This is a genomic window from Mycobacterium hubeiense (assembly GCF_002838065.1).
In the GTDB taxonomy this organism is placed as follows: Bacteria; Actinomycetota; Actinomycetes; order Mycobacteriales; family Mycobacteriaceae; genus Mycobacterium; species Mycobacterium hubeiense.
The window spans coordinates 12,872-38,684 of the sequence record NZ_PIZU01000011.1 but is presented as its reverse complement, the minus strand read 5'-3'; the positions used below and the strand labels follow the sequence as shown (position 1 = coordinate 38,684).

The 25,813-nt window shown below is 67.3% G+C and carries 28 protein-coding genes; 19 read left to right on the top strand and 9 right to left on the bottom strand.

The window, feature by feature from the left end:
- The first annotated feature begins 37 nt into the window (after window positions 1-37).
- Complete coding sequence (ffh, locus tag CWS39_RS10840; RefSeq protein WP_102142925.1) at window positions 38-1,594, top strand: signal recognition particle protein; 1,557 nt, start codon at window positions 38-40, stop codon at window positions 1,592-1,594.
- Complete coding sequence (locus tag CWS39_RS10835) at window positions 1,594-2,664, top strand: metal-dependent hydrolase family protein (RefSeq protein WP_102142924.1); 1,071 nt, start codon at window positions 1,594-1,596, stop codon at window positions 2,662-2,664. The genes ffh and CWS39_RS10835 overlap by 1 nt, the downstream gene beginning before the upstream one ends.
- A gap of 94 nt (window positions 2,665-2,758) precedes the next feature.
- Here CWS39_RS10835 and CWS39_RS10830 read toward each other — a convergent pair whose 3' ends face one another.
- Both CWS39_RS10830 and CWS39_RS10825 read right to left on the bottom strand, forming a co-directional pair.
- Window positions 2,759-3,532 carry a D-alanyl-D-alanine carboxypeptidase gene (locus CWS39_RS10830; protein ID WP_199178070.1) on the bottom strand — a complete coding sequence of 258 codons (774 nt, stop codon included), beginning with the start codon at window positions 3,530-3,532 and terminating at the stop codon, window positions 2,759-2,761.
- Window positions 3,533-3,648: 116 nt separating this feature from the next.
- A complete protein-coding gene (locus CWS39_RS10825; protein WP_102142922.1) occupies window positions 3,649-4,530 on the bottom strand; it encodes a serine hydrolase in 882 nt (293 codons plus the stop codon).
- A 47-nt stretch (window positions 4,531-4,577) separates the two neighbouring features.
- Between CWS39_RS10825 and CWS39_RS10820 the strand changes: the two genes are divergently transcribed.
- Complete coding sequence (locus CWS39_RS10820) at window positions 4,578-4,997, top strand: nuclear transport factor 2 family protein (protein WP_102142921.1); 420 nt, start codon at window positions 4,578-4,580, stop codon at window positions 4,995-4,997.
- Here the strand turns inward: CWS39_RS10820 and CWS39_RS10815 are convergent.
- The gene (locus CWS39_RS10815) at window positions 4,994-5,488 is read right to left on the bottom strand and encodes a nuclear transport factor 2 family protein (protein WP_102142920.1); all 495 of its coding nucleotides are present in this window, start codon (window positions 5,486-5,488) and stop codon (window positions 4,994-4,996) included. The two genes, CWS39_RS10820 and CWS39_RS10815, sit on opposite strands and share 4 nt — an antisense overlap.
- Window positions 5,489-5,707: 219 nt before the next feature.
- Between CWS39_RS10815 and rpsP the strand changes: the two genes are divergently transcribed.
- From rpsP to trmD, 4 genes are read left to right on the top strand one after another with little or no spacing between them, the layout of a single operon-like run.
- Window positions 5,708-6,262, top strand: a complete 555-nt coding sequence (rpsP, locus tag CWS39_RS10810; RefSeq protein WP_102142919.1) for a 30S ribosomal protein S16 — start codon at window positions 5,708-5,710, stop codon at window positions 6,260-6,262.
- A gap of 8 nt (window positions 6,263-6,270) precedes the next feature.
- Entirely contained in the window at window positions 6,271-6,513 is a 243-nt protein-coding gene (locus CWS39_RS10805; RefSeq protein ID WP_003928628.1) for an RNA-binding protein, read from the top strand.
- Between the two features lie 5 nt (window positions 6,514-6,518).
- Window positions 6,519-7,037: a ribosome maturation factor RimM gene (gene rimM, locus CWS39_RS10800; protein ID WP_102142918.1), complete on the top strand. Its 519-nt coding sequence runs from the start codon at window positions 6,519-6,521 to the stop codon at window positions 7,035-7,037.
- A gap of 1 nt (window position 7,038) precedes the next feature.
- On the top strand, window positions 7,039-7,731 hold the full coding sequence (gene trmD / locus CWS39_RS10795; protein ID WP_102142917.1) for a tRNA (guanosine(37)-N1)-methyltransferase TrmD: 693 nt from the start codon (window positions 7,039-7,041) through the stop codon (window positions 7,729-7,731).
- Here trmD and CWS39_RS10790 read toward each other — a convergent pair.
- Complete coding sequence (locus tag CWS39_RS10790; protein ID WP_102142916.1) at window positions 7,728-8,660, bottom strand: serine hydrolase; 933 nt, start codon at window positions 8,658-8,660, stop codon at window positions 7,728-7,730. The two genes, trmD and CWS39_RS10790, sit on opposite strands and share 4 nt — an antisense overlap.
- A 309-nt stretch (window positions 8,661-8,969) precedes the next feature.
- On the opposite strand from CWS39_RS10790, the gene rplS reads away from it, so the two are divergent.
- The 4 genes from rplS to CWS39_RS10770 are packed head-to-tail and all read left to right on the top strand — an operon-like array spanning window position 8,970 to window position 11,290.
- Entirely contained in the window at window positions 8,970-9,311 is a 342-nt protein-coding gene (rplS, locus tag CWS39_RS10785) for a 50S ribosomal protein L19 (protein WP_090338961.1), read from the top strand.
- 36 nt (window positions 9,312-9,347) lie between these two features.
- Window positions 9,348-10,208: a signal peptidase I gene (lepB, locus tag CWS39_RS10780; protein ID WP_431306114.1), complete on the top strand. Its 861-nt coding sequence runs from the start codon at window positions 9,348-9,350 to the stop codon at window positions 10,206-10,208.
- 9 nt (window positions 10,209-10,217) lie between these two features.
- The gene (locus tag CWS39_RS10775; protein WP_102142914.1) at window positions 10,218-10,943 is read left to right on the top strand and encodes a ribonuclease HII; all 726 of its coding nucleotides are present in this window, start codon (window positions 10,218-10,220) and stop codon (window positions 10,941-10,943) included.
- A gap of 41 nt (window positions 10,944-10,984) precedes the next feature.
- Window positions 10,985-11,290, top strand: a complete 306-nt coding sequence (locus CWS39_RS10770) for a DUF2469 domain-containing protein (protein ID WP_102142913.1) — start codon at window positions 10,985-10,987, stop codon at window positions 11,288-11,290.
- A 229-nt stretch (window positions 11,291-11,519) separates the two neighbouring features.
- Here the strand turns inward: CWS39_RS10770 and CWS39_RS10760 are convergent, their stop codons facing one another.
- Window positions 11,520-12,719: a cytochrome P450 gene (locus CWS39_RS10760; RefSeq protein ID WP_233213449.1), complete on the bottom strand. Its 1,200-nt coding sequence runs from the start codon at window positions 12,717-12,719 to the stop codon at window positions 11,520-11,522.
- 195 nt (window positions 12,720-12,914) lie between these two features.
- Between CWS39_RS10760 and CWS39_RS10755 the strand changes: the two genes are divergently transcribed.
- Entirely contained in the window at window positions 12,915-13,925 is a 1,011-nt protein-coding gene (locus CWS39_RS10755; RefSeq protein WP_102142911.1) for a prenyltransferase, read from the top strand.
- 6 nt (window positions 13,926-13,931) lie between these two features.
- On the opposite strand, the gene CWS39_RS10750 is transcribed toward CWS39_RS10755, so the two are convergent.
- The 3 genes from CWS39_RS10750 to CWS39_RS10740 are packed head-to-tail and all read right to left on the bottom strand — an operon-like array spanning window position 13,932 to window position 16,232.
- The gene (locus CWS39_RS10750) at window positions 13,932-14,636 is read right to left on the bottom strand and encodes a dienelactone hydrolase family protein (RefSeq protein ID WP_102142910.1); all 705 of its coding nucleotides are present in this window, start codon (window positions 14,634-14,636) and stop codon (window positions 13,932-13,934) included.
- Window positions 14,637-14,646: 10 nt separating this feature from the next.
- Window positions 14,647-15,021 (bottom strand): amino acid-binding protein, encoded by a 375-nt coding sequence (locus tag CWS39_RS10745; RefSeq protein WP_102142909.1) that lies wholly within the window; start codon window positions 15,019-15,021, stop codon window positions 14,647-14,649.
- A gap of 20 nt (window positions 15,022-15,041) precedes the next feature.
- Window positions 15,042-16,232, bottom strand: a complete 1,191-nt coding sequence (locus CWS39_RS10740) for a serine hydrolase domain-containing protein (protein WP_102143011.1) — start codon at window positions 16,230-16,232, stop codon at window positions 15,042-15,044.
- Between the two features lie 87 nt (window positions 16,233-16,319).
- On the opposite strand from CWS39_RS10740, the gene CWS39_RS10735 reads away from it, so the two are divergent.
- The 6 genes from CWS39_RS10735 to CWS39_RS10710 all read left to right on the top strand — a co-directional run bounded on the left by CWS39_RS10735 (window position 16,320) and on the right by CWS39_RS10710 (window position 23,338).
- The gene (locus CWS39_RS10735) at window positions 16,320-16,862 is read left to right on the top strand and encodes a TetR/AcrR family transcriptional regulator (protein WP_102142908.1); all 543 of its coding nucleotides are present in this window, start codon (window positions 16,320-16,322) and stop codon (window positions 16,860-16,862) included.
- A 32-nt stretch (window positions 16,863-16,894) separates the two neighbouring features.
- The gene (locus CWS39_RS10730) at window positions 16,895-17,668 is read left to right on the top strand and encodes an HAD-IIA family hydrolase (protein WP_199178061.1); all 774 of its coding nucleotides are present in this window, start codon (window positions 16,895-16,897) and stop codon (window positions 17,666-17,668) included.
- A gap of 4 nt (window positions 17,669-17,672) precedes the next feature.
- A complete protein-coding gene (locus CWS39_RS10725) occupies window positions 17,673-19,799 on the top strand; it encodes a thiamine pyrophosphate-dependent enzyme (RefSeq protein ID WP_102142906.1) in 2,127 nt (708 codons plus the stop codon).
- A 129-nt stretch (window positions 19,800-19,928) separates the two neighbouring features.
- Window positions 19,929-21,119 (top strand): CoA transferase, encoded by a 1,191-nt coding sequence (locus CWS39_RS10720; protein WP_102142905.1) that lies wholly within the window; start codon window positions 19,929-19,931, stop codon window positions 21,117-21,119.
- Complete coding sequence (locus CWS39_RS10715; protein ID WP_102142904.1) at window positions 21,116-21,931, top strand: acyl-CoA thioesterase; 816 nt, start codon at window positions 21,116-21,118, stop codon at window positions 21,929-21,931. Before CWS39_RS10720 ends, CWS39_RS10715 begins: the two co-directional genes overlap by 4 nt.
- Before the next feature lie 3 nt (window positions 21,932-21,934).
- Window positions 21,935-23,338 (top strand): protoporphyrinogen/coproporphyrinogen oxidase, encoded by a 1,404-nt coding sequence (locus tag CWS39_RS10710; protein WP_102142903.1) that lies wholly within the window; start codon window positions 21,935-21,937, stop codon window positions 23,336-23,338.
- On the opposite strand, the gene CWS39_RS10705 is transcribed toward CWS39_RS10710, so the two are convergent.
- Window positions 23,288-24,664 carry a hypothetical protein gene (locus tag CWS39_RS10705; RefSeq protein ID WP_102142902.1) on the bottom strand — a complete coding sequence of 459 codons (1,377 nt, stop codon included), beginning with the start codon at window positions 24,662-24,664 and terminating at the stop codon, window positions 23,288-23,290. The two genes, CWS39_RS10710 and CWS39_RS10705, sit on opposite strands and share 51 nt — an antisense overlap.
- A gap of 174 nt (window positions 24,665-24,838) precedes the next feature.
- Here CWS39_RS10705 and CWS39_RS10700 point away from each other — a divergent pair, with 174 nt between their 5' ends.
- Window positions 24,839-25,807, top strand: coding sequence for a type IV toxin-antitoxin system AbiEi family antitoxin domain-containing protein (locus tag CWS39_RS10700; protein ID WP_102142901.1), 969 nt, complete (start codon window positions 24,839-24,841; stop codon window positions 25,805-25,807).
- Window positions 25,808-25,813 lie beyond the last annotated feature (6 nt).

The window sequence follows — 25,813 nt, the reverse complement described above, 5'->3', positions numbered from 1 at the left end:
GCGAGCGTAGCGAGCCGGGGTAAGTACGCTGGACCGCGTGTTTGAATCGCTGTCCGACCGCTTGACCGGTGCCCTGCAGGGACTGCGCGGCAAGGGCCGGCTGACCGACGCCGACATCGACGCCACTGCCCGCGAGATCCGCCTGGCGCTGCTGGAGGCCGACGTCTCGCTGCCGGTGGTGCGCTCCTTCGTCGGGCGCATCAAGGACCGCGCCAAGGGCGCCGAGGTCTCCGCCGCGCTCAACCCCGCTCAGCAGGTCGTCAAGATCGTCAACGAGGAGCTGATCGGGATCCTCGGCGGGGAGACCCGTCAACTGGCGTTCGCCAAGACCCCGCCGACGGTGATCATGCTGGCCGGCCTGCAAGGCTCCGGTAAGACGACGTTGGCCGGCAAGCTTGCGAAATGGCTTGCGGGCCAAGGACATACGCCGCTGCTGGTGGCGTGTGACCTGCAGCGTCCCGGCGCAGTCAACCAGCTGCAGATCGTCGGCGAACGCGCCGGGGTCCAGGTCTACGCGCCGCACCCGGGGGTGTCGGCGGAGGGATCCGAACAAGCCGGCCACGGCGATCCCGTCGCGGTGGCCGAAGGTGGGCTGGCCGAAGCCAAGGCCAAACACTTCGACGTGGTCATCGTCGACACCGCGGGCCGGCTCGGCATCGATGACGAGCTGATGAGCCAGGCCGCGGCGATCCGCCATGTGCTCGACCCCGACGAAGTGCTGTTCGTGCTCGACGCGATGATCGGCCAGGACGCAGTCACCACCGCCGAGGCGTTCCGCGAGGGCGTCGGCTTCACCGGTGTGGTGCTGACCAAGCTCGACGGCGATGCTCGCGGCGGTGCGGCGCTGTCGGTGCGCGAGATCACCGGCGTGCCGATCCTGTTCGCGTCCACCGGCGAAAAGCTCTACGACTTCGACGTATTCCACCCCGACCGGATGGCCAGCCGCATCCTCGGCATGGGCGATGTGCTGAGCCTCATCGAGGCCGCCGAGCAGCATTTCGACGCCGAGCAGGCGGAGGCCGCGGCGGCCAAGATCGGCACCGGTGAGCTGACGCTGGAGGATTTCCTCGAGCAGATGCTGGCCATCCGCAAGATGGGCCCGATCGGCAACCTGCTGGGCATGCTGCCCGGCGCCGGCCAGATGAAGGACGCGCTGGCCGCCGTCGACGACAAGCAGCTCGACCGGGTGCAGGCCATCATCCGCGGCATGACGCCCGAGGAGCGGGCCGACCCGAAGATCATCAACGCCTCACGCCGGCTGCGCATCGCCAACGGCTCGGGCGTCACGGTGTCGGAGGTCAACCAGCTGGTCGACCGATTCTTCGAGGCCCGCAAGATGATGTCGCAGATGGCCGGCCAGATGGGCATGCCGTTCGGCCGCAAATCGTCGACCCGCAAGAAGGGCAAGGGCAAGAAGGGCAAGAAAGCCGGGCGGGGCCCGACGCCGCCGAAGGTGCGTAATCCGCTGGGCGCGGGCATGGCCGGCATGCCACCTGGCTTCCCGGACCTGTCGAACATGCCCAAGGGCCTCGATGAATTGCCACCGGGCCTGGCCGATATCGATCTGTCGAAGCTGAAGTTCCCCAACAACTGATGCGGCTGCACGTCAAAGGGCTCAGCCTGCCCGACCAGCAGCCGGTCGAGTGGTGGATCGTCGACGGTGTGCTGAGTGCCGAACCGGTCAGCGGCGCGGAGACCGTCTTCGACGGCGGCTGGATTGTGCCCGGGTTGGTCGATGCGCACTGTCACGTCGGGCTCGGCGAGCACGGCCCAGTCGACGTCGACGAGGCGATCGTCCAGGCGCAGACCGAACGCGACGCCGGGGCGCTGCTTTTGCGCGACTGCGGTTCGCCCGTCGACACCCGCAGCCTCGACGACCACGACGACCTGCCCCGCATCATCCGCGCGGGCCGGCATCTGGCCCGTCCGAAGCGCTATGCGCCGGGCTTGGCTCTCGAGTTGGAGGACGAGTCGCAGCTGCCCGACGCGGTCGCCGAGCAGGCCCGCTGGGGCGACGGCTGGGTCAAGCTGGTCGGCGACTGGATCGACCGGCAGGTCGGCGACCTGGCGCCGCTGTGGTCCGACGACGTGCTCAAGGCGGCGATCGACGCGGCGCACGCCGAAGGGGCGCGGGTCACCGCGCACGTGTTCAGTGAGGACGCGCTGCCCGGTCTGATCAACGCCGGCATCGACTGCATCGAGCACGGCACCGGCCTGACCGACGACACGATCGAGCTGATGGTCGAGCACGGCACCGCGCTGGTGCCCACGTTGATCAACATCGAGAACTTCCCGGGCATTGCCGAAGCCGCGGTGAGGTACCCGTCGTACGCGGCGCACATGCGCGACCTGTACGCGCGGTGTCACGCGCGGGTGGCCGCGGCCCACGACGCGGGGGTGCCGATATTCGCCGGCACGGATGCGGGCAGCATGGTCGCGCACGGCCGCATCGCCGACGAGATCGACGCGCTCAAACGGGTCGGCATGAGCCCGACCGACGCGCTGGGGGCGGCGAGCTGGAATGCCCGTGAATGGCTCGGCCGGCCCGCGCTGGAGCACGGCGCGCCGGCGGATCTGGTGTGCTACGCCGACGACCCGCGGCAGGGCGCAGCCGTCGTCAACAATCCAGCGCTGGTGATCCTGCGCGGCCGGGTTTTCGCGTAGTCGCGAAATTGCATTCCGGCAGGCCTCTACTCGCACTTTCGCTGCCGGAACGCAATTTCGCGCGCTACGGGTATTGCGCGCTACGGGTATTGGGCTACGGGTATTGGGAGAAGCCCCAGTCGAACAAGCCGATCGCCTGGCCGTAGAGGTCGCCGGTGCCGTACATCTGCGCGACCACGAGGCGTCGGTTCCCGCGCTGGGCGGCGGCGACGAACGTATTGCGGGCCAGGTTGGTGAAGCCGGTCTTGCCCGCGATGGTGCCGGGATAGCGCGTCAGCAGTTCGTTCTGGTTGGTGATGGTCTTGCCGGGCAGCTGTGCGGACTGCTGTCGCATGATCTGGGCGATCAGCGGATAGCGCAGCGCCGCACGCAAAATCACCGCGAGGTCATGCGGCGTGGTGGTCGATTCCCAGCCGGGCCCGTCGAGGCCGGACGGCGAGGACGCCTTGGTGCCGCGGGCGCCCACCGCGGCGGCCTTGCGGTTCATCGCCGCGACCGCGACACGCTGGCCGCCGAGCATGTCGGCGAGCATGTTGGCCGCGTCGTTGCCCGACACCATCAGCAGCCCCTCCAGCAGTTGGCGCGTGGTGTAGGCCTGGCCGGGTTTCAATCCGACGCATGAGCACTCGACCTCGGTGTGAGATTCGTTGGCGCGCGCGAAGTTATCGGGGCGCAGATGGTCGAGCACCACCATCGCGAGCAACGGTTTGATGGTGCTGGCGGGAGCGTGCTGCGCGTACGGGTCCTTGGAGGCCAGGATGCGGCCGCTGTCGAGGTCAGCGACCAGCCAGGCGGGTGCGGGGCCATCGGGCAGCGCGACGGCGCCGGCTGGCTCGGCTGAGGCGACCGGAGCGCCGGCGACGATCATCAGCGCGGTTACCAACGCCGCCAACACTTTTCGCACGGGCGCTGAGCGTAACCTGTGAAAACACTGGATTTAGCCGCGCACGGGTATCGGATCGGTTGCGAATGCGCAACTTTCGGCTACAGCATCCCGATGCTGGCGTTGCGATCGAGCGCAAAACCCCAGTCCAGCAGGCTCGCGGCCTGGTCCCAGTAGGTCGGGCCACCGGGCTTGTCCATCCCGTACATCAGCGCGATCACCAGTCGGCGGCCGTTGCGCTCGGCAGCGCCGACGAAAGTCTTGCGCGCCCGGTCGGTGAAACCGGTTTTGCCGCCGAGGGTTCCGGGATAACGCTTGAGCAGCTCGTCCTGGTTGACCAAGACCTTCTCGCCGGTCTTGGTAGGGAACACCGCAGTGGGCTGGGCGGTGATCTGCGCGAACACCGGATTGGCCATGGCCGCGCGGAAGATCACCGCCAGATCGTGCGGCGACGACCACATGTCGATACCGGGTCCGTCCAGGCCGGACGGCGACCCGACATTGGTGCCGTACGCACCCAGCAGTGCAGCCTTGCCGTTCATCTTCATCACCGCCGCGTCGTGACCGCCGAGCATGGTGGCCAGCGTGTTGGCCGCGTCGTTGCCCGACACCAGCAGCGCCGCGTCGAGCAGCTGCCGGGCGGTGTAGGTGTGGCCGGGCGCCACGCCTGCGCAGTTGCATTCGACGCGGGTGTCGGCCTCGTTGGCAACGACGGTCGCATTGAGCGGCAGCTCGTCGAGCACGGTCAGCGCCAGCAGCACCTTGATGGTGCTGGCCGGGGCGTACGAGCCGTACTCATCGCGGGCGGCGAGCACTTGGCCGGTGTCCATATCAGCGACGATCCACGCCTGAGCGGGACCCTCGGGCACAGGTACCGAGCCGGCCGGCTGGCTGATGCCGGGCACCGGCGCGGCGTGCGCTGTAACGGTTCCCCCGACGACCAGGCACAACGCGGCAAGAATAGATAAAAAGAGCCTCCCCACGGGCGCTGAGCCTAAACCCGCGGCGCGATCGTGTTCAATCGATCTCCATGCTGAGCCTGGCGGAGATATCGGATCGGTTCGAGATCCAGCAGCTGCTGATCGACTACTCGACGGCCATCGACCAGAAGCGCTTCGACGACCTGGACAAGGTGTTCACGCCCGACGCCTACATCGACTACCGCGTGACGGGCGGAATCGACGGGCAGTATCCGCGAGTCAAGGCATGGCTGGCCGAGGTGCTGCCCAACTTCCCCGCGTACTACCACATGCTCGGCAATGTCGATCTCCGCATTGACGGTGACCGTGCGACGTCGCGCGCCATCTGCTTCAACCCCATGGCGATGGGCGGCGAGCACAAGCAGATCTACTTCGTCGGGATCTGGTACGTCGACGAGTTCATCCGCACGCCCGACGGATGGCGCATGAGCCGTCGCGTCGAGGAGAAGTGCTTCGACAAACTCGTCTAAGCGGGCCGCTGTCGACGCGCCGCCTTGGCGATCAGTCTCTTGATGCGGTCCGAAACATACACGGAGACAAAGATATTGAAGACGTCTTCGCGCAAGCGGGTCAGCTTTGAGCTGGTGAATCGCCACTGCCCGTCAACCTTTTCGTAGGTTTCGGTGTAGTGCCCGTACCCCCGCAGGTTCACGCCCGGAGCCAGCCGCACGACGTCCTCGAGCGCCCACACGCCGCGGGCCGTGGTCGCCGAGGTCACCTCGATCTCGGGCGCATGGACCTGGTGCACGGTGGCTTGATCGCGAAGACTTTTGCGGGTGAAGGCGACGAAGTCGTCGGCGCCGTGGATCACCGTGCCGCCCGCCTCCGACGTGTCGCTGAGGAAGTCGTCGGCGAAGAGGCGCCGCCACGCCTGCCAGTCTTTGGTGTCCAGATAACGGCAGTAGCGGGCCTTCAACTGCTTGAGCGCCTCGATGTCCAGCAGCGCAGCGGCGTCATCCATCTCCAGAGCGTGACACTTAGCAACGATGTTGTAAAGCATGGTGAGCGGCCGGCTCGCCGCGATTTCCACTGTTCACGGCTGTTCTGGCACAATGAGCGGCTGTCTGCCGCACGACCACGGCTGTGCGGCGGTCACACACGTAAGGCAAAACCGGATCCCGGCATCCCGCCAGCGATCGCTGAATTGCAGCGTGGCAACCACAGGAGAAGTCGCTTAACCATGGCTGTCAAGATCAAGCTCACTCGGCTTGGCAAGATCCGCAATCCCCAGTACCGCATCGCCGTCGCCGACGCGCGCACCCGCCGCGACGGCCGCGCCATCGAGGTCATCGGCCGGTACCACCCCAAAGAAGACCCCAGCCTCATCGAGATCGACTCGGAGCGGGCTCAGTACTGGCTCAGCGTCGGTGCCCAGCCCACCGAACCCGTGCTGGCGCTGCTGAAGATCACCGGCGACTGGCAGAAGTTCAAGGGTCTGCCTGGCGCCGAGGGCACGCTGAAGGTCAAGGAGCCCAAGCCCAGTAAGCTCGAACTGTTCAACGCGGCGCTGGCCGAAGCCGAGGGCGGGCCGAGCACCGAGGCCGCACAGCCCAAGAAGAAGAAGGCGCCCGCCAAGAAGGCGGCCGAGAAGGCCGACAAGGCTGAGAAGGCTGAGAAGGTCGAGGCCGAAACGGCTCCTGTGAAGGACGAGTCCGAGCCCGCCGCCGAAGGCGCCGACGCGACCGCGGCCGGGGCCGCCGAACAGGCCGAGTCGACCGAGTCGACCGAGAGCTGAGCGCGACCGTGAGCTCAGTGGTCGTTGACGCCGTCGAGCACCTGGTCCGCGGAATCGTCGACAATCCCGACGATGTCCGGGTTGACATGGTGACAAATCGCCGAGGTCGCACCGTGGAGGTGCACGTGCATCCCGACGATCTCGGCAAGGTCATCGGCCGGGGCGGTCGCACCGCGACGGCGTTGCGTACGTTGGTCGCCGGCATCGGCGGCCGGGGCATCCGCGTCGACGTAGTGGACACCGACCAGTAGGCGTCATGGACCTGGTCGTCGGGCGGGTCGTCAGAGCGCACGGCATCACCGGCGAGGTCGTCGTCGACATTCACACCGACGACCCGGCTGACCGGTTCGCGCCCGGCACCGCGCTGCGCGGCAGGCCCGCCAAAGGCGGAACCGAAGGCCGTTTCGTCATCGACTCCGTCCGCGAGCACGGCCCCCGGTTGCTGATCCGATTGGCCGGTGTCGCCGACCGCAATGCCGCCGAGGCGTTGCGCGGCACCGTCTTTGTCGTCGAGTCCGCTGACCTGCCGCCCATCGAGGACCCTGACGAGTTCTACGATCACCAGCTCGAAGGGCTGCAGGTGCGGACGGTCCACGGCGCGCCGGTCGGAACCGTCGCCGAGGTATTGCACACCGCGGCGGGCGAGCTGCTCGCGGTACGCGCCGAGGGAGGCGAAGTGCTGGTGCCCTTCGTCAGCGCCATCGTCACCTCGGTCTCGCTGGCCGAGCAGATCATCGAGATCGATCCGCCTGACGGTCTGCTGGAGTTGGGCTGACATGCGCATCGATGTGGTGACGATCTTCCCCGCCTACCTCGATCCGCTTCGACAATCGTTGCCGGGCAAAGCGATTGACGCCGGCATCGTCGAGCTTGAAGTACACGATCTGCGACGGTGGACCCACGACGTGCACCGCTCCGTCGACGACGCGCCCTACGGGGGCGGCCCCGGCATGGTGATGAAGGCTCCAGTGTGGGGTGAGGCGCTCGACGAAATCTGTTCGACGGAAACACTTCTCGTCGTACCCACACCCGCGGGCCGACTGTTCACCCAGGCCGATGCTCAAAGATGGAGTAACGAAAAGCATTTGGTATTCGCCTGCGGTCGCTACGAAGGCATCGACCAACGCGTCATCGACGACGCCGGCCGACGGATGCGCGTCGAAGAAGTGTCCATCGGCGACTACGTGCTGCCCGGCGGTGAGTCCGCGGCGCTGGTCATGATTGAGGCGGTCGTCCGGCTGCTGCCCGACGTGCTGGGGAATCCGGCGTCGCACCAAGAAGATTCGCATTCTGTGCAAAACGGGGGCTTGCTGGAAGGCCCGAGCTACACCAGGCCGCCGAGCTGGCGCGGTCTCGACGTGCCCGAGATGCTGCTGTCCGGTGACCACGCGAAGATCGCGGCGTGGCGCCGGGAGCAGGCGGTGAAGCGCACCCGTGAGCGCCGCCCGGATCTCTTGGACGAGAGCTAGATCCGCCCGCCCGGGAACATCGTCTTGACCACCTGGGTGATGGTGTTGCGCGCGGCGGCGGGGTCGGTGGGCTGTAACGAACTGATCGCCATCACATAGCGGCGCTCCGGGCCGATCACGCCGGTGGACACGTGCAACTGGTTGGCGCCGTTCCAGCAGCAGAACCAACCCTGTTTGACCGCAACCGGTTCGGCGTACAGCCCGTCGGGGATGCCGAACCGCTGCGGGTAGACACCGCCAGGCTGGGTGCCGTCGATCGCCATCGGCGTGGACAGCGCGAGGTTCGACAGGATGATCTCGGCCTTGTCCCGGGGCAGGCCGCCGCTGCCGTCCAGCAGCATGTCGTAGTAGCGGACCAGATCGCTTGCGGTACTGAGTGTGACGTCCCAGTGCCCGTCGTAGGGCGCCGAGGTGCCTGTCAACTTGTATCGCGCCACGATGCGGCCGATGACGGCGCTTCCACCGAGTTGGTTCCAGAAGATCTCGGCGGCGCTGTCGTCCGACGATCGCAGCATGACGTCGAGCGACCTGCGGTCGACGGGGGACAGCGGCTCGTCGCGCATCAGCAGGTCGTCGGCGATGAACAGCTTCACCACGGACGCGATCGGGAAAGGCTGGTCACCGCTGGAGACGATTTGGCCGGTGTTGCGATCCAGCACGACCGCTGAGATCTTGGCGCCGGCCTTGGCGGCGTCGGCGGTGGCCTGTCGCGCGCGGTCCGCCAACCCGTCGAAGGTGGCCGCGGGTTCGTCGGGCGGAGCTTGCGGCAGGGGAGCCAACTCGCCCTGCGGGGCGACGCCCGTCACCGGCGGCGCTTTTGGTGGTGCCGGCGTAGTGCCGTACACCTTGGCTTCGCAACCCGCCGCGACCAGCGCCACCGCCAACGCGGCTGCGGCGCCCATGACCAGCCTCGACGGCCGCCGTCGCATGGGCCCTCCCTCGCGTGATCCAGAACTGGAACCAGGCTTGCCCCGTCGCTCCAGCCAGCCCGTATGTTCAGCCTAACCGTTGGCTGCCCACCGCGCGTACTTAGGCGCCCTCAGTGTCTGGTGTCGGGAGAGGCGGCGATTTCACTGCATCGATGCTCATCTGGCACAATTGAGCAGTTGTCCGCGTGGGCCGACTGATTTTTGCCCGCTGCGAGATACGCCCCCAACGCCCGAACTACATCGGCTCGGCGGCCCGCGTCGCATCGCGAAGCCCCGTCCGAGGCCGCCAACAGCAAGGAAGTGTCACCGATGAACACGCTGGACTTCGTCGATCAAGCGTCGCTGCGCGACGACATCCCGGACTTCGGCCCCGGCGACACGGTCAACGTGCACGTGAAGGTCATCGAGGGGTCCAAGGAGCGTATCCAGGTCTTCAAGGGCGTCGTGCTGCGCCGCCAGGGCGGCGGGATCCGCGAGACCTTCACGGTGCGCAAGGAGAGCTACGGCGTCGGCGTCGAGCGGACCTTCCCCGTGCACTCGCCGAACATCGACCACATCGACGTCGTCACCCGTGGCGATGTACGCCGCGCGAAGCTGTACTACCTGCGTGAGCTGCGCGGCAAGAAGGCCAAGATCAAGGAAAAGCGCTGACCGAATCGACAGGCTCCGGCGGCAATCTCCACTTCGCTGGCTACTGTTGACGCCGTGACCGGATCCACGGACTCCGCCGACTCTCTCGATAGCACCGACGCCGACGTCGTCGACGACGGTGCGACCCAGGACAAAGCCGAAGAACCCAAGCGCAAGCACGGTGCGCTGCGCGAAGCGGCGATCCTGGTGACCATCGCGTTGGTGCTCTATTACGTCATGCTCACCTTCGTCGCCCGGCCGTATCTCATCCCGTCGGAGTCGATGGAACCCACTCTGCACGGCTGCCACGGATGCACCGGCGACCGGATCATGGTGGACAAGCTGACCTACCGGTTCTCCGAACCCGAGCCGGGCGACGTCATCGTGTTCAAGGGCCCGCCGGCGTGGAACATCGGCTACAAGTCGATCCGGTCCGACAACACGGCGGTGCGCTGGTTGCAGAACGCGCTGTCTTTCGTCGGCTTCGTGCCGCCCGACGAGAACGACTTGGTGAAGCGGATCATCGCCGTGGGCGGGCAGACCGTCGCATGTCGTGCCAACACCGGTCTGACCGTTGATGGCAAGCCGCTCAACGAGCCCTACCTCGACCCGAGCACGATGATGGCCGACCCGAAGATCTACCCGTGCCTCGGCAACGAATTCGGACCCGTCACGGTGCCCGAAGGCCGGCTGTGGGTGATGGGTGACAACCGCACACACTCCGCGGATTCGCGCGCACACTGCACCAACGTGCCCGCAGACGCCCAGCGCGGATTGTTGTGTACGGGCGATCCCACATCGGCCACGGTGCCGGTAGACAATGTCATTGGAAAGGCACGGTTCATCGCGTGGCCACCGTCGCGATGGGGCGGAGTGGGCAGCGTGAACCCGCAGGTGAATTCGCAAAACAGCCAGTAGGAGCTGCAGTTGCCGGCGACATGGCCGCCCCGAACGGTGATCCGGAAGTCATCTGGCCTGCGCACCCTGGAGTCCGCGCTGTACCGCAGCGGCCTGGGCCCGGTGGCAGGGGTCGACGAGGTTGGTCGCGGGGCGTGCGCGGGACCTTTGGTGGTCGCGGCGTGCGTGCTCGGGCCCAATCGCTTGGAGAGCCTGGCCGCTCTCGACGACTCCAAGAAGCTCAACGAAAAGGAACGTGAGCGCCTGTTCCCGCTCATCCGTCGCTACGCGCTGGCCTATCACGTGGTGTTCATCCCGTCGACGGAGGTGGACCGGCGCGGGGTGCACGTGGCCAACATCGAGGGCATGCGACGGGCGGTGGCCGGTCTGTCGGTGCGGCCGGGATATGTGCTGTCCGACGGGTTTCGGGTGCCCGGGCTGCCGATGCCGTCGCTGCCGGTGGTGAGCGGCGACGCCGCGGCGGCCTGCATCGCCGCGGCCAGCGTGCTGGCCAAGGTCAGCCGGGACCGGTTGATGGTCAAGATGGATTCGGAGCATCCCGGCTACGGCTTTGCCGAACACAAGGGCTACAGCACGCCCGCGCACACCGCCGCGCTGGCCGAGTTGGGTCCGTGCGCCCAGCACCGGTACTCGTTCATCAACGTGCGCCGGGTCGCCACGCCGACCGGCGTCAGGATGGTGACGGAGCTGATCGACGATCCGGACGAGCCGGATCGGTGCGGCGAAGTCGGGTAAGGGAGAATGAAGCCAGCCCTAGACGAAGGACAGCGAAGCAGATGAGTGCCGAGGATCTCGAGAAGTACGAAACCGAGATGGAGCTCTCGCTGTACCGCGAATACAAGGACATCGTCGGTCAGTTCAGCTACGTCGTCGAAACCGAGCGGCGGTTCTACCTGGCCAACAGCGTGGAGCTGGTGCCCCGCAATTCCGACGGTGAGGTGTACTTCGAGCTGCGGCTGGCCGACGCGTGGGTGTGGGACATGTACCGGCCCGCCCGCTTCGTCAAGCAGGTTCGGGTGATCACCTTCAAAGACGTCAACATCGAAGAAGTGGAAAAGCCCGAGCTGCGGCTGCCCGACTAGTTGCCGACTCGGGTGCGACGGTCGCTTACGAAGACTCCGACCGCAGGGGAGCTGCTCGAGGCGATTGCCGAGCTGCCGACGGTGGACGACGTCGCCGGGGCGAGTTGATCGGTGCCAACGATCTCTGGATCGGTTGCACGAGTTTGCGTTTGGGCATCCCGATCGTCACCGCGAATCCGGAACACTTCCGACGCATCAATGGGCTCGGCATTGTGCAGTATCGCTGATGTCAGTCGACGGCGAGCTCCAGACGGCGGTGCCGGCGCACGAAGATGCTCGGCAACCATTCGGCGTCGGCCAATCTGAACCAGGTCGTGTGATCGAGCAGGGTTTGTAACGCGATTCTCGCCTCGGTGCGGGCCAAGGCCGCGCCGACGCAAAAGTGCAACCCCTTGCCGAACGCCAGATGCCCGCGGAGATTGGCACGATCCAGCCGCGGCAGGTCGGGGTCGTCGAAGGCCTCGGGGTCGCGGTTCGCCGAACCCCACATCAGCAGCAGATGGCCGCCCCGCGGCAAATCCACTCCCGCGAGCGCGGTGTCGGTGGTGACGTGGCGATGGTGCGCGCGGAACGGCGATTCCAGCCGCAGCGTCTCCTCCAGCAAGGGCGCCAGCAGGGCCGCGTCGGCCCTGACAACCGCTTGCAGGTCATGATGCGTCGCAAGTAACCGGGCGGCGTTGCCGATCAGTCCGGCGGTCGATTCGCCACCCGCCCCGACAAGCTGAATCAGCATCAACACGGCGACCTCCCGGTCGACGTCGCCGGCATCCACCGCTCGGGCCAGGTCGCCGAGCAGATCGTCGTGTGGGTGGCGCATCGCATCGTCGAAGGCGGTGTGCAGGTACCCGCCGAGTTGGACCGCCGCGTTGACGACGACGGGGAGGCGGTCCTGCGCCACCACGCCGCCCAGCAGTTCGGTGCTGCCATAGCCCCAGTCGACGAGTTGCGGCACGTCCGCGTCGGGCAGACCAATCAGTTTGGCCACCAACGTCATTGGTAGTCGATCGCCCATCGCCGACATCCATTCAATGGTGTTCTCGGATGCGGCGGCCTCCCATAGCCGCTCAGCGATGTGCTCGATCTCGGGCTCCAGCGCGCGGATACGCTTGGCCACCAGTCCGGGTAGCACCAGCTTGCGCTCGAGGGCGTGGTGCGGGTCATCAGCGGTGGCAAGCACGTGTCGCGCCTCGCCAGCGCCGTCCATATCGAACACCGCCGCGCGGTCACCGTGTTGCACCAGTGTTGCGGTGAGGTTCGACGAAAAGTCGTCGGTGCGGGCCGTCGCCTCACGGACCGCTTCGGCCGTCGACACCAGATAGAAGCCGGTGTCGCCCACCCGGTGCACCGGCGCCGTGCCGCGCAGCCTTTCGTAGAACGGATACGGATCGTCGATCACCGCGGCGTCGAACAGGTCTGAGACAACTTGCACGCCTTGAGCTTTCGTTGTCCGAACAACGCTTGTCAAGGCAGTTTGAAGATTGCGAAACAGCCATTGACCTGGGTGAATGGACGTTGTCTCAAGCGCGTCGATGACCAGCATGGATGCGAGATGCAACGTCAAATGTGTCTCAGAGTGAGACGAAAAGGCCGGACCGATTTCACGGGTGCGCGCTACCATCGAAAAATGCCTGAGCTGGCAGCGCGTTCGCGGTTGAGCTCGTGGGCCTACGCGCTGCGCACCACCAACCCGCCGCCAGACGCGTCCGTCGACTTCGTCACCCGCTGGATCGTCGTCACCCGCGCGGCGGTGCTGCCGATGACGCTGGTGTCCGGTTTGGTCGCCGCGCTGCTGGCGGTCGGCCAACCCGGTCTGGATTGGCGCTGGCTCGTCCTGGCCATCGTCGGCATCACCCTGGCGCACATCGCGAACAACCTGATGAACGACCTGTTCGACACGCAAGTCGGCACCGACAGCGCCGGCTACCCACGCGCGCTGTACGCGCCACACCCGGTGCTATCGGGGTTGGTGAGCCGGCGCACGCTCATCACCGCGATCCTCGGGGTGAACCTGCTCGGCCTCGTCATCCTCGTCGTCCTCACGATGGCGCGGGGATGGCCGGTACTGGCCTTCGGGTTGGCGGGGTTCGTCTTGAGCGTCGCCTATACGGCGCCGCCGCTGCGGCTCAAGAAGCGTGGCCTCGGCGAGCCCGACGTGTTTGTCGTCTGGGGTCCGTTGATGGTGTGCGGCACGTACTACTCGGCGGTCGGCACGGTCGGCTGGGACATCGCGCTGGCGTCACTGCCGTACGGGTTGTTGTGCACCACGGTGTTGATGGGCAAGCACATCGACAAGATTCCGTACGACGAACCACTAGGTGTGCGAACGCTTCCCGTCATCCTGGGTGCGGTCCGTGCGCGCGCGGTCACGCTGGCGATGATGGTCGGTTTTTATGTACTGACCGCGGTGGCGGTCGTGGTGGGAGCGATGCCGTGGCCCACGCTGATCGTGATTCTGGCGGTGCCGCGGCTGGTGAAGATCTGGCCGTATTTCCGTCGGCCGCCCCCCGACGAACCGCCCGCCGATTTTCCGGTGTGGCCGCTGTGGTACGCCGCGCTGGCGTGGCTTCATGTGCGACGGGCGGGTGCGTTGCTGGTCGTCGGCCTCGCCATCGGCGCTGTGCTGCAAGCGATTTGAGTCTGCTCAGTCGCTCTGGCCGCGCAGGTGCTCACCAAAGAACGCAAAGACGCGCGACCAGGCGTCCTCGGTGGCGGCCTCGTTGTAGCCAAACCCGGCGATCCGCAGCAGCGGCTGGCCGGGGAGCTTGTTGGCGAAGCTGTGCCCGGCGTCGGGGTAGACCTTGATATCGGCCGGAATGCCCTTCTCGTCGACCACTTTCTGCAGCTTTGCGGCCGCCCCGATACCGGCCGGGTCGCGCCGGCCGAAGCTGGCAACGATGGGGCATGCGCCGTCCAGTGTTTCGCTGAGATTTCGCGGTAGCGGCGTGCCGTAGAACGGCGCCGACGCACCAAATCCTTTGGGCGACATGACGAGCGCGAATTGGCCGCCCATGCAGAAGCCTGCGATGCCGATCGCTCCGTTGCACTCGGGCATGGCACGCAGGTGATCTCGCGCCGCGAGGACGTCGTCGAGGGCGCGGCCGCGTTTGGCCATCAGCTCGCGGAACACCCGGGTGACGCAGCGCGCCCGGCCGCCGCGGGCGTACAGATTCGGCGTGATCGCGATGTATCCCGCCGCGCCGATACGCCGTGAGATGGCCTCGTTGTCCGGTCCGTAGCCGATCGCGTCATGAATGACGACGACGCCCGGCCACGGGCCCTGTCCTTCGGGGACGCTGCACAGCGCGTCGATCGGGCCGTCGGGGGTACTGATCTCGATCGTCGTCACGCGTTGCAATCTAGCCGAGCGCGGCCTTCGCCTCGGCGAGATTGTCCGCGGCCAGCACGAGCCGGGTGTTGGTCGCCAAGTAGGCGGTGGTCAGGTTGACGTCCGCATCGCCGAGCTTGCGGGCGACTTCGCCGAGCGCACCCGGCCGGTCCTCGATGTCCATCACGATCACCTCCTGCTCGGAGGCGATCTTGATGCCGGCGTGCTCCAACGCCTCGAAGGCGGGGGTTGGATCCTGCACCAGGATGTGCACCTCTGCCTGGCCACCGCCGCTGGGCAGCGCGCACAGGCCGTCGATGTTGGCGCCTGCCTTTCCGAGCACATCGCCGACCCTGGCCAGCTCACCCGGTTGGTCGTCGAGATAGAGCGTCAAATCGGTCGCCATGCCGCGCTCCTTTCGGGCTGCTAACTCAAGTTTGCCGCGATTTCGTCGAAGGCGGCGATGGTCGGGAACAGTTTGGTGGCGTCCTGCGGCAACGGCCAGCTCGACAGTTTGGCGGCGACGACGTCCGCCGACCGGTTGACGTAGATCATCTGGCCGTGGATGCCCAGGCACAACAACACGTCGTCGCCGGGGTAGGGCAGCCAGCACTGGTTGCGGTACATGCCGCCTGGCATGCGGTTGTCGTCGGGGCTGGCGGCAAATGCCTCGCGCGAATCGGGTCCGCCCGAGAAGGTGTCCGCAATCCACGACGGCGCCACCACCTGCTGGCCGGTCAGCGATGTTCCGCCGGTGAGGAAGAGCATCCCGAACCGGACCAGGTCCCGTAGGCAGGCATTGATACCGCCGTCGAACATGCCCGTGCCCACTGAGTCGACGCCGATGGTCGCATCGTTCTGCGCACCGAGTTTGCTCCACAGCAGGTGGGACATGAGTTCGGGCATCCGCACTCCAGCGGCGGCTTCGCAGATCCACCCGAGCACGTCCGTCTCGCAGGACCGGTACTCGAACGGCCCGCCGTGCGGCGATTTCTGGCGCAGGGTGAGCAGGAAGTCGTACATGGTGCTGGGCAGGTTCGGCACGGTGCGCGGCGCCCACCCGATGGCCTGCTCCAGCAAGCGCACTTCGGCCATGGGGTCCAGGTAGTCCTCGGAAAACGCTATGCCCGAACGCATATCGAGCAGGTGGCGCACCGTCGCACCGGCATAGCCCGACTGCGCCAGCACGGGCACATACCTCGACAGTTGCGCGTCGGGGTCAAGTGCACCGCTGGTGATCAAGGCGCCGGCGACCATGCCGACCAATGACTTGCTCACCGACATCAGCAGATGGGAGGTGCCCGGCAGCATGCCGCCGTGGTACTGCTCGGCGAGCACCTTGCCGTGCTGGACGACGATCCAGCCGTCGGTTGCGGTGCTTGCCATCACGTCGCCGACGGTGGTGCGTCGGTCGTTGGTGTGGTCGTGAAGCGGGATGTCCGACAGCGCGGTCGGAGTAGACGTCAACTCGGCGATGGGTCCGTGGCCGCGGGAGATCACCGCCGTGGGAAGGAAGTCGGCGACGTGCTGGAACGCCCAGTGCAGGTGGGCGGCCGACTGCCAGTTGTCCAGCGTGACCTCGGACGGCTTGCGCCCGGTATCACCGCCGATCGTCATGGTGTACGACATTAACCCAGACACGGCTTGAGACGGATTCCGGACGAATGTCTCAAGACGAGGCATTTGGGCAGTAGAGTCTCGATGATGGACTGGCTGGCCGGCGGCGACCGCCGGGATCTGGCGATCGAACGGATCTACGACGCCGCCGCGGAGGTGATCGCCGCGCGCGGGCTGGATCTGCTCAACATCGACGACCTCGCGAAACGGGCGGGCTGCTCGCGGGCCACCATCTACCGCCATGTCGGCGGCAAGAGCGCGATCCGCGATGCGGTACTCGCTCGATCGATCGCGCGCATCGGCGTGGATGTCCGGACCGCGGTTGCTGGGTTGCACGGGTCCGAGCGCGTCGTGAATGCGATCCTGACCTCGGTGCGGGCAGTGCGCGCCGACCCGGTGGCAGCCTCGCTGATCGCCGCACCACCGACCGCCGACAACGTCAATCGGACGCTGACCGACTCACCTCGGCTGGCCGCCGCGGCGGCAGAGCTGGCCGGCCTCGGGCCAGATGATCCGCTGGCTGCGGAATGGATTGTGCGCGTGGTGCTCTCGTTGTTGTACTGGCCGATGGGCACAGCCGCGGTCGAAGAGAGGGCCGTACGTCGCTTTGTGGTGCCGGCGTTTTCATAATGGGCTGCGGCGCCGCTTGAGACACTGGGCGGGTGCGCGGGACTGCGGAGTGCTGGCTGACCGATATGGATGGTGTGCTGGTGCGCGAAGAGGCCGCCCTCGCCGGAGCCGCCGAGTTTCTGCAGCGCCTCGTCGAAAAGAAGCGGCGTTTCCTCGTGTTGACCAACAATTCGATCTTCACGCCACGCGATCTTGCGGCGCGCTTGATGCGGTCGGGCCTCTCCGTACCCGAAGAGTCGATCTGGACGTCGGCGTTGGCGACCGCGGCGTTTCTCAACGACCAACTGCCGGGTGGCTCGGCGTACGTCATCGGCGAGGCCGGCCTGACCACCGCGCTACACGAGACCGGCTACACGCTGACCGACATCGACCCCGACTTCGTCGTGCTCGGGGAGACGCGGACGTACTCGTTCGAGGCCATCACCAAGGCCATTCGCCTCATTCTTCGCGGTGCCCGGTTCATCGCGACCAATCCCGACGTCACGGGGCCGTCGGCCGAGGGCCCGCTGCCCGCGACCGGGTCGGTGGCAGCGATGATCACCAAGGCCACCGGCCGCGAGCCGTACTTCGTCGGCAAGCCCAACCCGATGATGTTCCGCAGCGCGCTGAACCGGATCGAGGCGCACTCGGAAAGCACCGTCATGGTCGGCGACCGGATGGACACCGACGTGGTGGCGGGCATCGAGGCGGGATTGGAGACGATCCTGGTGCTCACCGGATCCACCACGGTGGAGGAGATCGAGCGGTACCCGTTCCGTCCCAGCCGCGTGCTGCAGTCGATCGCCGACGCCATCGAGTTGATCTGAGGCCATGGCCGAGCCCGTCGACGAGCACTTCACGGCGACGATCTCCGCGCTGCGCGAGGGCACGAGATCTGCCGCGCCGGATGCGCGGGAATGGTTGGCGCTCTTCGACGCTCAACTCGGCAGCCGTCATTTGGATTTGGCCGCGCGGTGGCTACGTGCACAGGGCAAGGGGTACTACACCATTGGCTCGTCGGGTCATGAGAGCAACGCCGCGGTCGCCGCCGCGCTCCGGCCCACCGATCCCGCTCTGCTGCACTACCGTTCGGGCGGGTTCTTCCTCGCCCGGGCCGCGCAGGTAAAGGGCAGCGACCCGCTGCGCGACGTGCTGCTGGGCGTGGTGGCCGCCACCGAGGAGCCGATTTCGGGTGGGCGGCACAAGGTTTTCGGCCGTTACGACCTCAATGTCATTCCGCAGACCTCGACCATCGCCTCGCACCTACCTCGGGCGGTCGGCGTGGCGTTCTCGATTGCCCGTGCCCGCAAGCTCGACGTGGCGTGCCCCTGGCCCGACGACGCGATCGCAGTGTGCAGCTTCGGTGACGCGTCGGTGAACCATTCGACGGCGGTGGGCGCCATCAATTCGGCGCTGCACTCCGCATACCAGGGTGTGCCGATGCCGCTGCTGTTCGTCTGCGAGGACAACGGGATCGGTATCAGCGTCAAGACGCCGCGCGACTGGATCGCGCGAACCTACGGGCACCGGAACGGTCTGCAGTACTTCTACGCCGACGGCTCCGACCTGCCGGCGACTCTCGATGCTGCAGCGGCCGCTGCCGACTGGGTGCGCACCCGCCGACGTCCGGCCTTTCTCCATTTGCGGACGGTCCGCTTGATGGGTCACGCCGGGTCCGACTACGAGCCGGGCTATCGCCGGCCGGCCGAGATCACCGCCGATTTCGAGCGTGATCCAGTGCTGTGCGCGGCGAAACTGCTTATCTCCCAAGGAATTCTGACGCCGTCCGAGGTGCTGGACCGCTACGAGGCCAAGCGTGCCGAGGTGCTGGGCATCGCTCGCGAGGTCGCCCAGCTGCCCCAGCTCGCCAGCGCAGCCGCGGTGACGGCGCCGCTGCGAGAGGCGCTCGACGAGGCGATGGCCGTCGTGCCCAGTGCCGCAACGGGTTCGGGTGAGCCGCTGACGCTCGCACAGGCGATCAACCGCGCGCTGGGAGATATTCTGGCGCGTCATCCGGAGGCGATGGTGTTCGGCGAGGATGTGGCCCGCAAAGGCGGTGTCTACGGCGTCACCCGCGGACTGCTCAACAAGGCCGGCCCGGCCCGGGTGTTCGACACCTTGCTCGATGAACAAGCCATCCTCGGATTAGCTTTGGGCGCAGGCGTTTCCGGGTTGCTGCCGATACCGGAGATTCAATACCTGGCCTACTTTCACAACGCCGCCGACCAGATCCGCGGTGAGGGTGCCACGCTGCAGTTCTTCTCAAACCGGCAGTACCGCAATCCGATGGTGGTGCGTGTCGCCGGCTACGGCTATCAGAAGGGGTTCGGCGGGCACTTCCACAACGACAATTCGATTGCGGCGATCCGCGATATCCCCGGGCTGGTGATCGCGTCTCCGTCGCGTCCGGACGACGCCGCGGGCATGCTGCACACCTGCGCCGCCGCGGCGAAGACGACCGGCGTCGCCTGCATATTCCTCGAACCGATCGCGCTCTACCACACCCGCGATCTGTACGCCGACGGCGACGAGGCATGGCTCGCGCCCTATCCCGCGGCCGGGGTGCCCATCGGCCGCGCCCGCAGCTACGGCGACGGCAGCGATTTGACGATCCTCACGTTCGCCAACGGGGTGTGGATGAGCCTGCGCGTCGCACGTCGACTCGCCGACATGGGCATAGGCGTTCGCGTCGTCGACCTGCGCTGGCTGGCGCCGCTTCCGGTCGACGACATGCTTTCCGCAGCGCGGGCGACCGGCAGGGTGCTGATTGTCGACGAAACCCGCAAAACCGGTGGTGTGGGGGAGGGCGTCCTCGCCGAGCTGCTGGCACATGGCTTTACCGGCCGGGTGGCGCGGGTGGCCAGCGAGGACAGCTTCATTCCGCTCGGCGATGCTGCACTGCAGGTTCTGCTATCCGAGGACACCATCGAAGCGGCGGCGTTGGGCCTCGTCGGTTGATAGCGACAGTGTGTCGCGCCGCGAGACTGTTGTTGTCGGGGCCGTTACCCGCACTTTTGCCCGATAACTACAGTTTCGCGGGGGTGAGCGGCTGCGGGGAGCCTCTGAGCCCGAACCTAAACTGGCCCGATGACCGGTATGCCCCTGGCCGACGTGCGAATTGTCGAGATCTCGAGCTTCGTCGCGGTGCCGCTGGCCGGAATGACACTCGCCCAACTCGGCGCCGACGTGGTCCGCGTCGACCCCATCGGCGGCGCCGCGGACTATCACCGCTGGCCGGTCACCGATTCCGGCGAGAGCATCTACTGGGCCGGGCTGAACAAAGGCAAGCAGTCGATGGCCGCCGACATGCGCTCGCCTGCGGGCCAGGAACTGGTGCAGCGGCTGATCGCCGAAAGCGGCGTGCTGGTCACCAATGTTGCTGGCCGCGAATGGCATTCGTACGACGCCCTGGCGAAACTGCGGCCCGACCTCATTCACGTCGAGGTGTCCGGCCGCGCCGACGGCGGAACCGGTGTCGACTACACCGTCAATGCAGGGCTCGGTTTCCCGCTCGTCACCGGCCCGGCCAACCTCTCCGAACCCGTCAATCACGTGCTGCCGGCGTGGGATGTGGCCTGCGGTATCTACGCGGCGCTGGCCGTCGTCACGGCGCTGCGCCACCGCGACGCCACGGGCGAAGGCGCGCGGATCAGCATTCCATTGGAGAATGTTGCGCTGGCGACAGCCGGCAACCTCAGCCTGCTCACCGAGGCGATGGTGAACGGCACCGCGCGCGAACGCATCGGCAACTCGGTGTACGGCACCTACGGGCAGAACTTCACCAGCAGCGACGGCGTCTCGTTCATGGTCGTCGCCCTCACCGGCCGGCACTTCCGCGACCTGACCGAACTCACCGGGACCACCAAAGCCGTTGCGGCGCTTGGCGACGCGCTCGGCGCTGACTTCACCGACGAGGGCGAGCGGTACCGGCATCGCGACGCGCTCACCGGCCTCTTCACGGTGTGGTTTACCGAACACACCGCCGACGAGGTCGCTGCGGCGCTGTCCTCGACATCGATTCTGTGGGAACGGTATCGCAGCTTCGCCGAGGTCGTGACCGACGAACGTGTCACCGCGAATGCGTTGTTTACGCCGCTGAACCAGCCCCGCATCGGTGAGTATCTGGCGCCGGGACTGCCGCTGGCATTCGACGGCGTCTATCCACCGCCGTCCGCCGCCCCGGCGCTCGGTGACGACACCGAGAAAGTTTTGGCCGACCGATTGGGCCTGAGCGCCGACGCCATTCGCGGCCTGATCGAATCGGGCATCGTGGCATGAGCACACTGCTCAAACTGCTCGACGTGCAGCCCGGCGACGGTGAGGACACATTCATCGGGTCTGCCAGCGGACCCGACGGAAAGCGTTCCTACGGCGGACAATTCGTCGCGCAGAGCCTCGCCGCAGCATGCTGCACGGTCGACGCCGACCGACTGCCCACCAATATGCATCTGCAGTTCTTGCGCGGCGGCGAGGCCGGCAACCCCGTCAACTACACCGTGACAAGGGTTTTCGACGGGCGGACCGCCGCCGCGCGCCGCGTCGACTCCTTTCAGGACGGACGCCTACTCACGACGGCCACCGTGTCGTTCGCTGTGGAACTGCCCGGCCCAAAGCACGGCCGGCGCTCGTCGATGCCGGCCGATCCCGACACGCTTGCGCCTACCGGGCCCGCTGGGCCGGCACCATCCATGCCGCTCGACGAGCTCGACATCCGGATTGTCGACGAGGGCACCGGCGTGGACTTCGTCCGCCGGCTGTGGTGGCGGACAACGGTCGAACTGCCCGACGATCCGTTGGTGCACACCCTGATAGCCGCCTATGTCACCGACGTGTACATGATCGACCCGGCCCTTCAGGTGCACGGACACTCGATGAAGGCCCGCACCCATCGCAGCGGCACCACCGACTCGTCGATCTGGTTTCACCGGCCGATCCGCGCCGGCCAGTGGAATCTGCTCGAAACCAGCTCACCGGCCGCCGCGCGCGGCCGGGGCGTCGTGACGGGGAGCCTGATCCGCGCCGACGGCGTCATCGCCGCCACGCTGGCGCAGGAAGGCCTTATCGCGGAACGGGATGCTCGTAGGGTCTAGCCCATGTCGACGTCGGCGGATCTGATCGTGCTCGGTGCCGGGCCGGCGGGGCTGATGGCCGCCTGGCGGGCCAGCCGGGCCGGCCGCTCCGTCGTGGTTCTGGAACGGGCCGACACGGTTGGCGGCATGGCCGCGAGCTTCTCGGTGGCCGGCGTCCGCGTCGACCACGGCAGCCATCGCCTGCATCCGAGCACCGCGCCGGAGATCATGGCCGATCTGCGCAGCCTGCTCGGCGATGACCTGCAGACCCGGCCGCGGCACGGCCGGCTGCGGGTGGACGACCGATGGGTCGGGTTTCCCCTGCGCCCCGCAGACCTCGCGCGGTCGCTGCCCCCCGCGACGATCGCGCGCATCGGCGCAGAAGCAGTCGCCGCGCCGATGCGGCGCCGGGGCACCCCCACCAGCTACGCGGACGCGTTACGCCGCGGCCTCGGCCCGACGTTGTACGACCGGCTGTACGGGCCGTACGCCGTCAAGCTGTGGGGCAGGCCGGGCGAGGAGATCGACCCCGAGCAAGCCCGCGTGCGGGTGCGCACCGATACGCCATGGAAGATCGCCGGGCGAATGCTGCGCCGCCCGTCCGACGGTGCCGGGCGAATGTTCCACTATCCGCGCCGCGGGTTCGGGCAGATCGTGGAGGCCGTCGCCGACGCGGCCGTCGACCGCGGCGTCAAGCTGCAGCTTGGCGCCGAGGTGACCGGGATCAGGCCGGGACGCGACGGGGTGGAAGTGCGCACCGCGGACGGCGCGGCGCTGACCGCGGGCCATCTGTTCACCACGGCGCCGCTGACCATGCTTGCCAAACTCGTAACACCAAGCGCCCCAACACATGCCGTCGCCGATGCCGCGAAGCTGACCTTCCGCGCGATGGTGCTCGTGTACCTCGTCCACTCGTCGCCTTCCCGCTGGACCGAGTTCGACGCCACCTACCTACCCGACGCCGACACGCCGATCAGTCGCATCTCCGAGCCGGCCAATTATCGCGTGTCCCAAGAGGATCCGACCGACCGCACTGTGCTGTGCTGCGAAATCCCTTGTGCGGCTGAGGACACCGACCCGATCTGGTCAGCGTCACCGGAACAACTCGCGGACCTCGTCGCCGATACGCTTGCCCGGCTCGGGTTGCCGCCGCTTCGGCTCGACGGGGTGTATGTGCGACGGCTGAGTCACGTCTACCCGGTGTATGAGCACGGCTACGCCGAACACCTGCGCGGACTTGACCAGTGGGCCATTTCGCTGCGGTCGGTGACGACATTCGGCCGGCTCGGGCTCTTCGCCCACGACAACACTCACCATGCGTTCGCGATGGCCTACGCCGCCGTCGACGCGTTGGGTCGCGGAGACTGGGACGCGCGACTATGGGCGGCCGCTCGGGAGCGGTTCCGCGACCACGTCGTCGAGGACTGAACGCGCGCGACGCGCCTGCCAGAACCCGGCGGCCAGCAGTGCGATGATCATCCCGGCCCACACGACATTGCTGGTCGTCGTGCCGTAGTAGGCGAGCAGCGGGTGTAGCGCGTGAAACACCGGAGCGTCGGCCTGCTGGAATCCGTTGACCCACGTCACTTCTCCGGTGTGGCCGTCCACCAGCAGGCAGCCGTAGGTGAACACTCCTGCGGCGCCCAGCACCGCGGCTGCGGCGCGCACGATGCGGCCGGCTCGGGCGAGCCAGCAGAGGATGATCAGTGCGGCGAGCGGCAGCACGACGACGACTTGGCGGCCCGGCCACCAGTAGCCGTGCATGGTGAGCGCAGGATAGGTGGCGACGAGCCAACCAGCTGCCAAAGGCAACGCGAGTGTCGTTCTGCCCCAGGGCATTCCGAGTCCTTTCGCTGCCAGCGCCCCGAGCGCCGGAACGAGCAGCAGCCAGCCGGGCTGCCATGCGGCCAGTCCGAAGGTGCGGTCGACCAGCAGGTCGATGAGCCGCCACGACCGGAACACGAAGTTGGGGTCTTCTCCCATCACCCCGAGCTGCCCGGTCTGCGCGAAATGGTCTCCGCTGGCGTAGACGGTGAGCCCGCCCCACACGGCCACGTGAATCAGCGCGTAGACCGCGGCGCCTGCGGCGAGGATGCCGACGAACCACGCCAATTCCCGCCGCGCACCGATGCGGAGCGCGCCGGCGACGGCAAGCGCCACCGCGACCGGCGCATACTTCACCGATAGCCACGGCAGCGCCAGCACCGTGCAGGCCAGCAGCGCCAGCGAGGCCGGTGAACGCCTACCGGTGATCGCCGACACGCCGAGCAGGCAGACCAGCGCCGCGGGCAATTCCGGGTAAATCTGCTGGCCGTACACCGCGAGCGGGGCAGACGCCGCAGCGATGCCGGTGCCGGTGGCGGCGAGCGCGGTCGGCACCGCGAACCGCCGAACCGCGACCCATAGCGTGAGCGCCGCGAGGGCCCCGGCGAGCACCGCCATCGTCAGCTTCGCGCCGACCCAACCCGCCAGGCCGACCGGCACCGCCAGCACGATCGGCAGCAGCGGGTCATGCGGGCTGATTTGGCGGCCGTCTGGCTGTGTCACCGTCTCGATCGGCGGCTCCACCGGCGTGAACTCCCGCCAGCTGCGCGCGGCGATCTGGTTGCTGATGTCCAAATCGCCGTCAGCCCAGAGCGATTGCGCCGTCATCAGGTACTGCGGCTCGTCGACTGCGACGGGTTCGTTCGGCGTCGCCGACACCCCGATGCCCAATGCTGCCGCGAGGAACGCGACCAGGGCGACGCCCGCCATCGCCCATCGCACGTTTATGCCCCCTCGCGTTCACCGGCACTCGTGACGTTGACGGGTTGATTACTCGCACCAGGTGCGAGTAATCAACCCGTCAAGCCCGCTCGTCACAGGTTATCCACAAGAACCGGCGCTGCTCGCTGGCTGCAACCCGTCGCTGGTGCGACTCTGACAGCCATGGCGCGGCGGGCATGGCATCTGGGGCATGTCGAGCACCTGGTCTGGGCGCAGGATGGCGTCGTCGCGCGTCGTCAGATCCTTGCCGCAGGCGGTACCGACCGCGATATCACTCGATTGCTGCGTCGGCGCGAATTGACTCAGGTCCATCGCGGCGTCTACGTGAACCACAGCGGCCGGCCGTCCTGGGCGCAGTGGCAATGGGCTGGGGTGCTGGCGTTGTGGCCCGCCGCGCTGGCCCACGTATCGGCACTGCCCGGCCCGCCGACCACGGTGCTGCATGTCGCGGTGGCGCCGGGACGCAACCTGCAATCGCTGCCGCGGATCGTTGTGCATCGGACCCCGGACTTCGAGCAGCGTGCCGAACTGGACCGCAGCCCGCCCGCGATCCGCCTCGAGCACGCACTAATCGACGTCATCGCCGACGACTTGCGTCGCGACGACGTAACGGCGGCGTTCGCCACACTGGCGCGGGTGTGCTCCACCCGTCGCACCAGCCCGGAGCGTGTCTTGCGGACGCTGGCGGAGCGTCGACGCGTGACGGGCCGCGCCACGTTGGAGGCGATGCTGGCCGATGTGCGCGATGGCGCCTGCTCGGTGCTGGAGCGGGGTTATCTGCACCGCGTCGAGCGGGCACACGGGCTGCCGGCGGGCGAGCGTCAAGCGCGCAGCACTGCGACCGGCCAGTCGACCTATCAGGACGTGAGGTACCGAGCGCAGGGTGTCGTCGTCGAGCTCGACGGCCAGGCGTTTCACGATTCGCCGGGTGACCGCGATCGCGATGCGCTGCGCGATCTCGCCGAGTTGAGCCGATCAGGGCTTGTGACAACGCGCGTGACCTACGGCCTCGTCTATGGCGATGCGTGCCGCACAGCGAGGCTGATCGCCGATCTGCTCCGGCAGCGCGGCTGGCGTGGCCGCCTGCGCCCATGCCCGAACTGTCCAGCGGGGCTTGCCTTGACGGGTTGATCACTC

Coding starts and splice junctions, on each gene's coding strand:
- CWS39_RS10835 (WP_102142924.1), top strand. CDS start 1,594: ATGCGGCTGCACGTCAAAGGGCTCAGCCTGCCCGACCAGCAGCCGGTC.
- CWS39_RS10830 (WP_199178070.1), bottom strand. CDS start 3,532: ATGATCGTCGCCGGCGCTCCGGTCGCCTCAGCCGAGCCAGCCGGCGCC.
- CWS39_RS10820 (WP_102142921.1), top strand. CDS start 4,578: ATGCTGAGCCTGGCGGAGATATCGGATCGGTTCGAGATCCAGCAGCTG.
- CWS39_RS10815 (WP_102142920.1), bottom strand. CDS start 5,488: ATGGATGACGCCGCTGCGCTGCTGGACATCGAGGCGCTCAAGCAGTTG.
- rpsP (WP_102142919.1), top strand. CDS start 5,708: ATGGCTGTCAAGATCAAGCTCACTCGGCTTGGCAAGATCCGCAATCCC.
- rimM (WP_102142918.1), top strand. CDS start 6,519: ATGGACCTGGTCGTCGGGCGGGTCGTCAGAGCGCACGGCATCACCGGC.
- trmD (WP_102142917.1), top strand. CDS start 7,039: ATGCGCATCGATGTGGTGACGATCTTCCCCGCCTACCTCGATCCGCTT.
- CWS39_RS10790 (WP_102142916.1), bottom strand. CDS start 8,660: ATGCGACGGCGGCCGTCGAGGCTGGTCATGGGCGCCGCAGCCGCGTTG.
- rplS (WP_090338961.1), top strand. CDS start 8,970: ATGAACACGCTGGACTTCGTCGATCAAGCGTCGCTGCGCGACGACATC.
- CWS39_RS10770 (WP_102142913.1), top strand. CDS start 10,985: ATGAGTGCCGAGGATCTCGAGAAGTACGAAACCGAGATGGAGCTCTCG.
- CWS39_RS10755 (WP_102142911.1), top strand. CDS start 12,915: ATGCCTGAGCTGGCAGCGCGTTCGCGGTTGAGCTCGTGGGCCTACGCG.
- CWS39_RS10745 (WP_102142909.1), bottom strand. CDS start 15,021: ATGGCGACCGATTTGACGCTCTATCTCGACGACCAACCGGGTGAGCTG.
- CWS39_RS10740 (WP_102143011.1), bottom strand. CDS start 16,232: ATGACGATCGGCGGTGATACCGGGCGCAAGCCGTCCGAGGTCACGCTG.
- CWS39_RS10735 (WP_102142908.1), top strand. CDS start 16,320: ATGGACTGGCTGGCCGGCGGCGACCGCCGGGATCTGGCGATCGAACGG.
- CWS39_RS10725 (WP_102142906.1), top strand. CDS start 17,673: ATGGCCGAGCCCGTCGACGAGCACTTCACGGCGACGATCTCCGCGCTG.
- CWS39_RS10720 (WP_102142905.1), top strand. CDS start 19,929: ATGACCGGTATGCCCCTGGCCGACGTGCGAATTGTCGAGATCTCGAGC.
- CWS39_RS10715 (WP_102142904.1), top strand. CDS start 21,116: ATGAGCACACTGCTCAAACTGCTCGACGTGCAGCCCGGCGACGGTGAG.
- CWS39_RS10710 (WP_102142903.1), top strand. CDS start 21,935: ATGTCGACGTCGGCGGATCTGATCGTGCTCGGTGCCGGGCCGGCGGGG.
- CWS39_RS10705 (WP_102142902.1), bottom strand. CDS start 24,664: ATGGCGGGCGTCGCCCTGGTCGCGTTCCTCGCGGCAGCATTGGGCATC.
- CWS39_RS10700 (WP_102142901.1), top strand. CDS start 24,839: ATGGCGCGGCGGGCATGGCATCTGGGGCATGTCGAGCACCTGGTCTGG.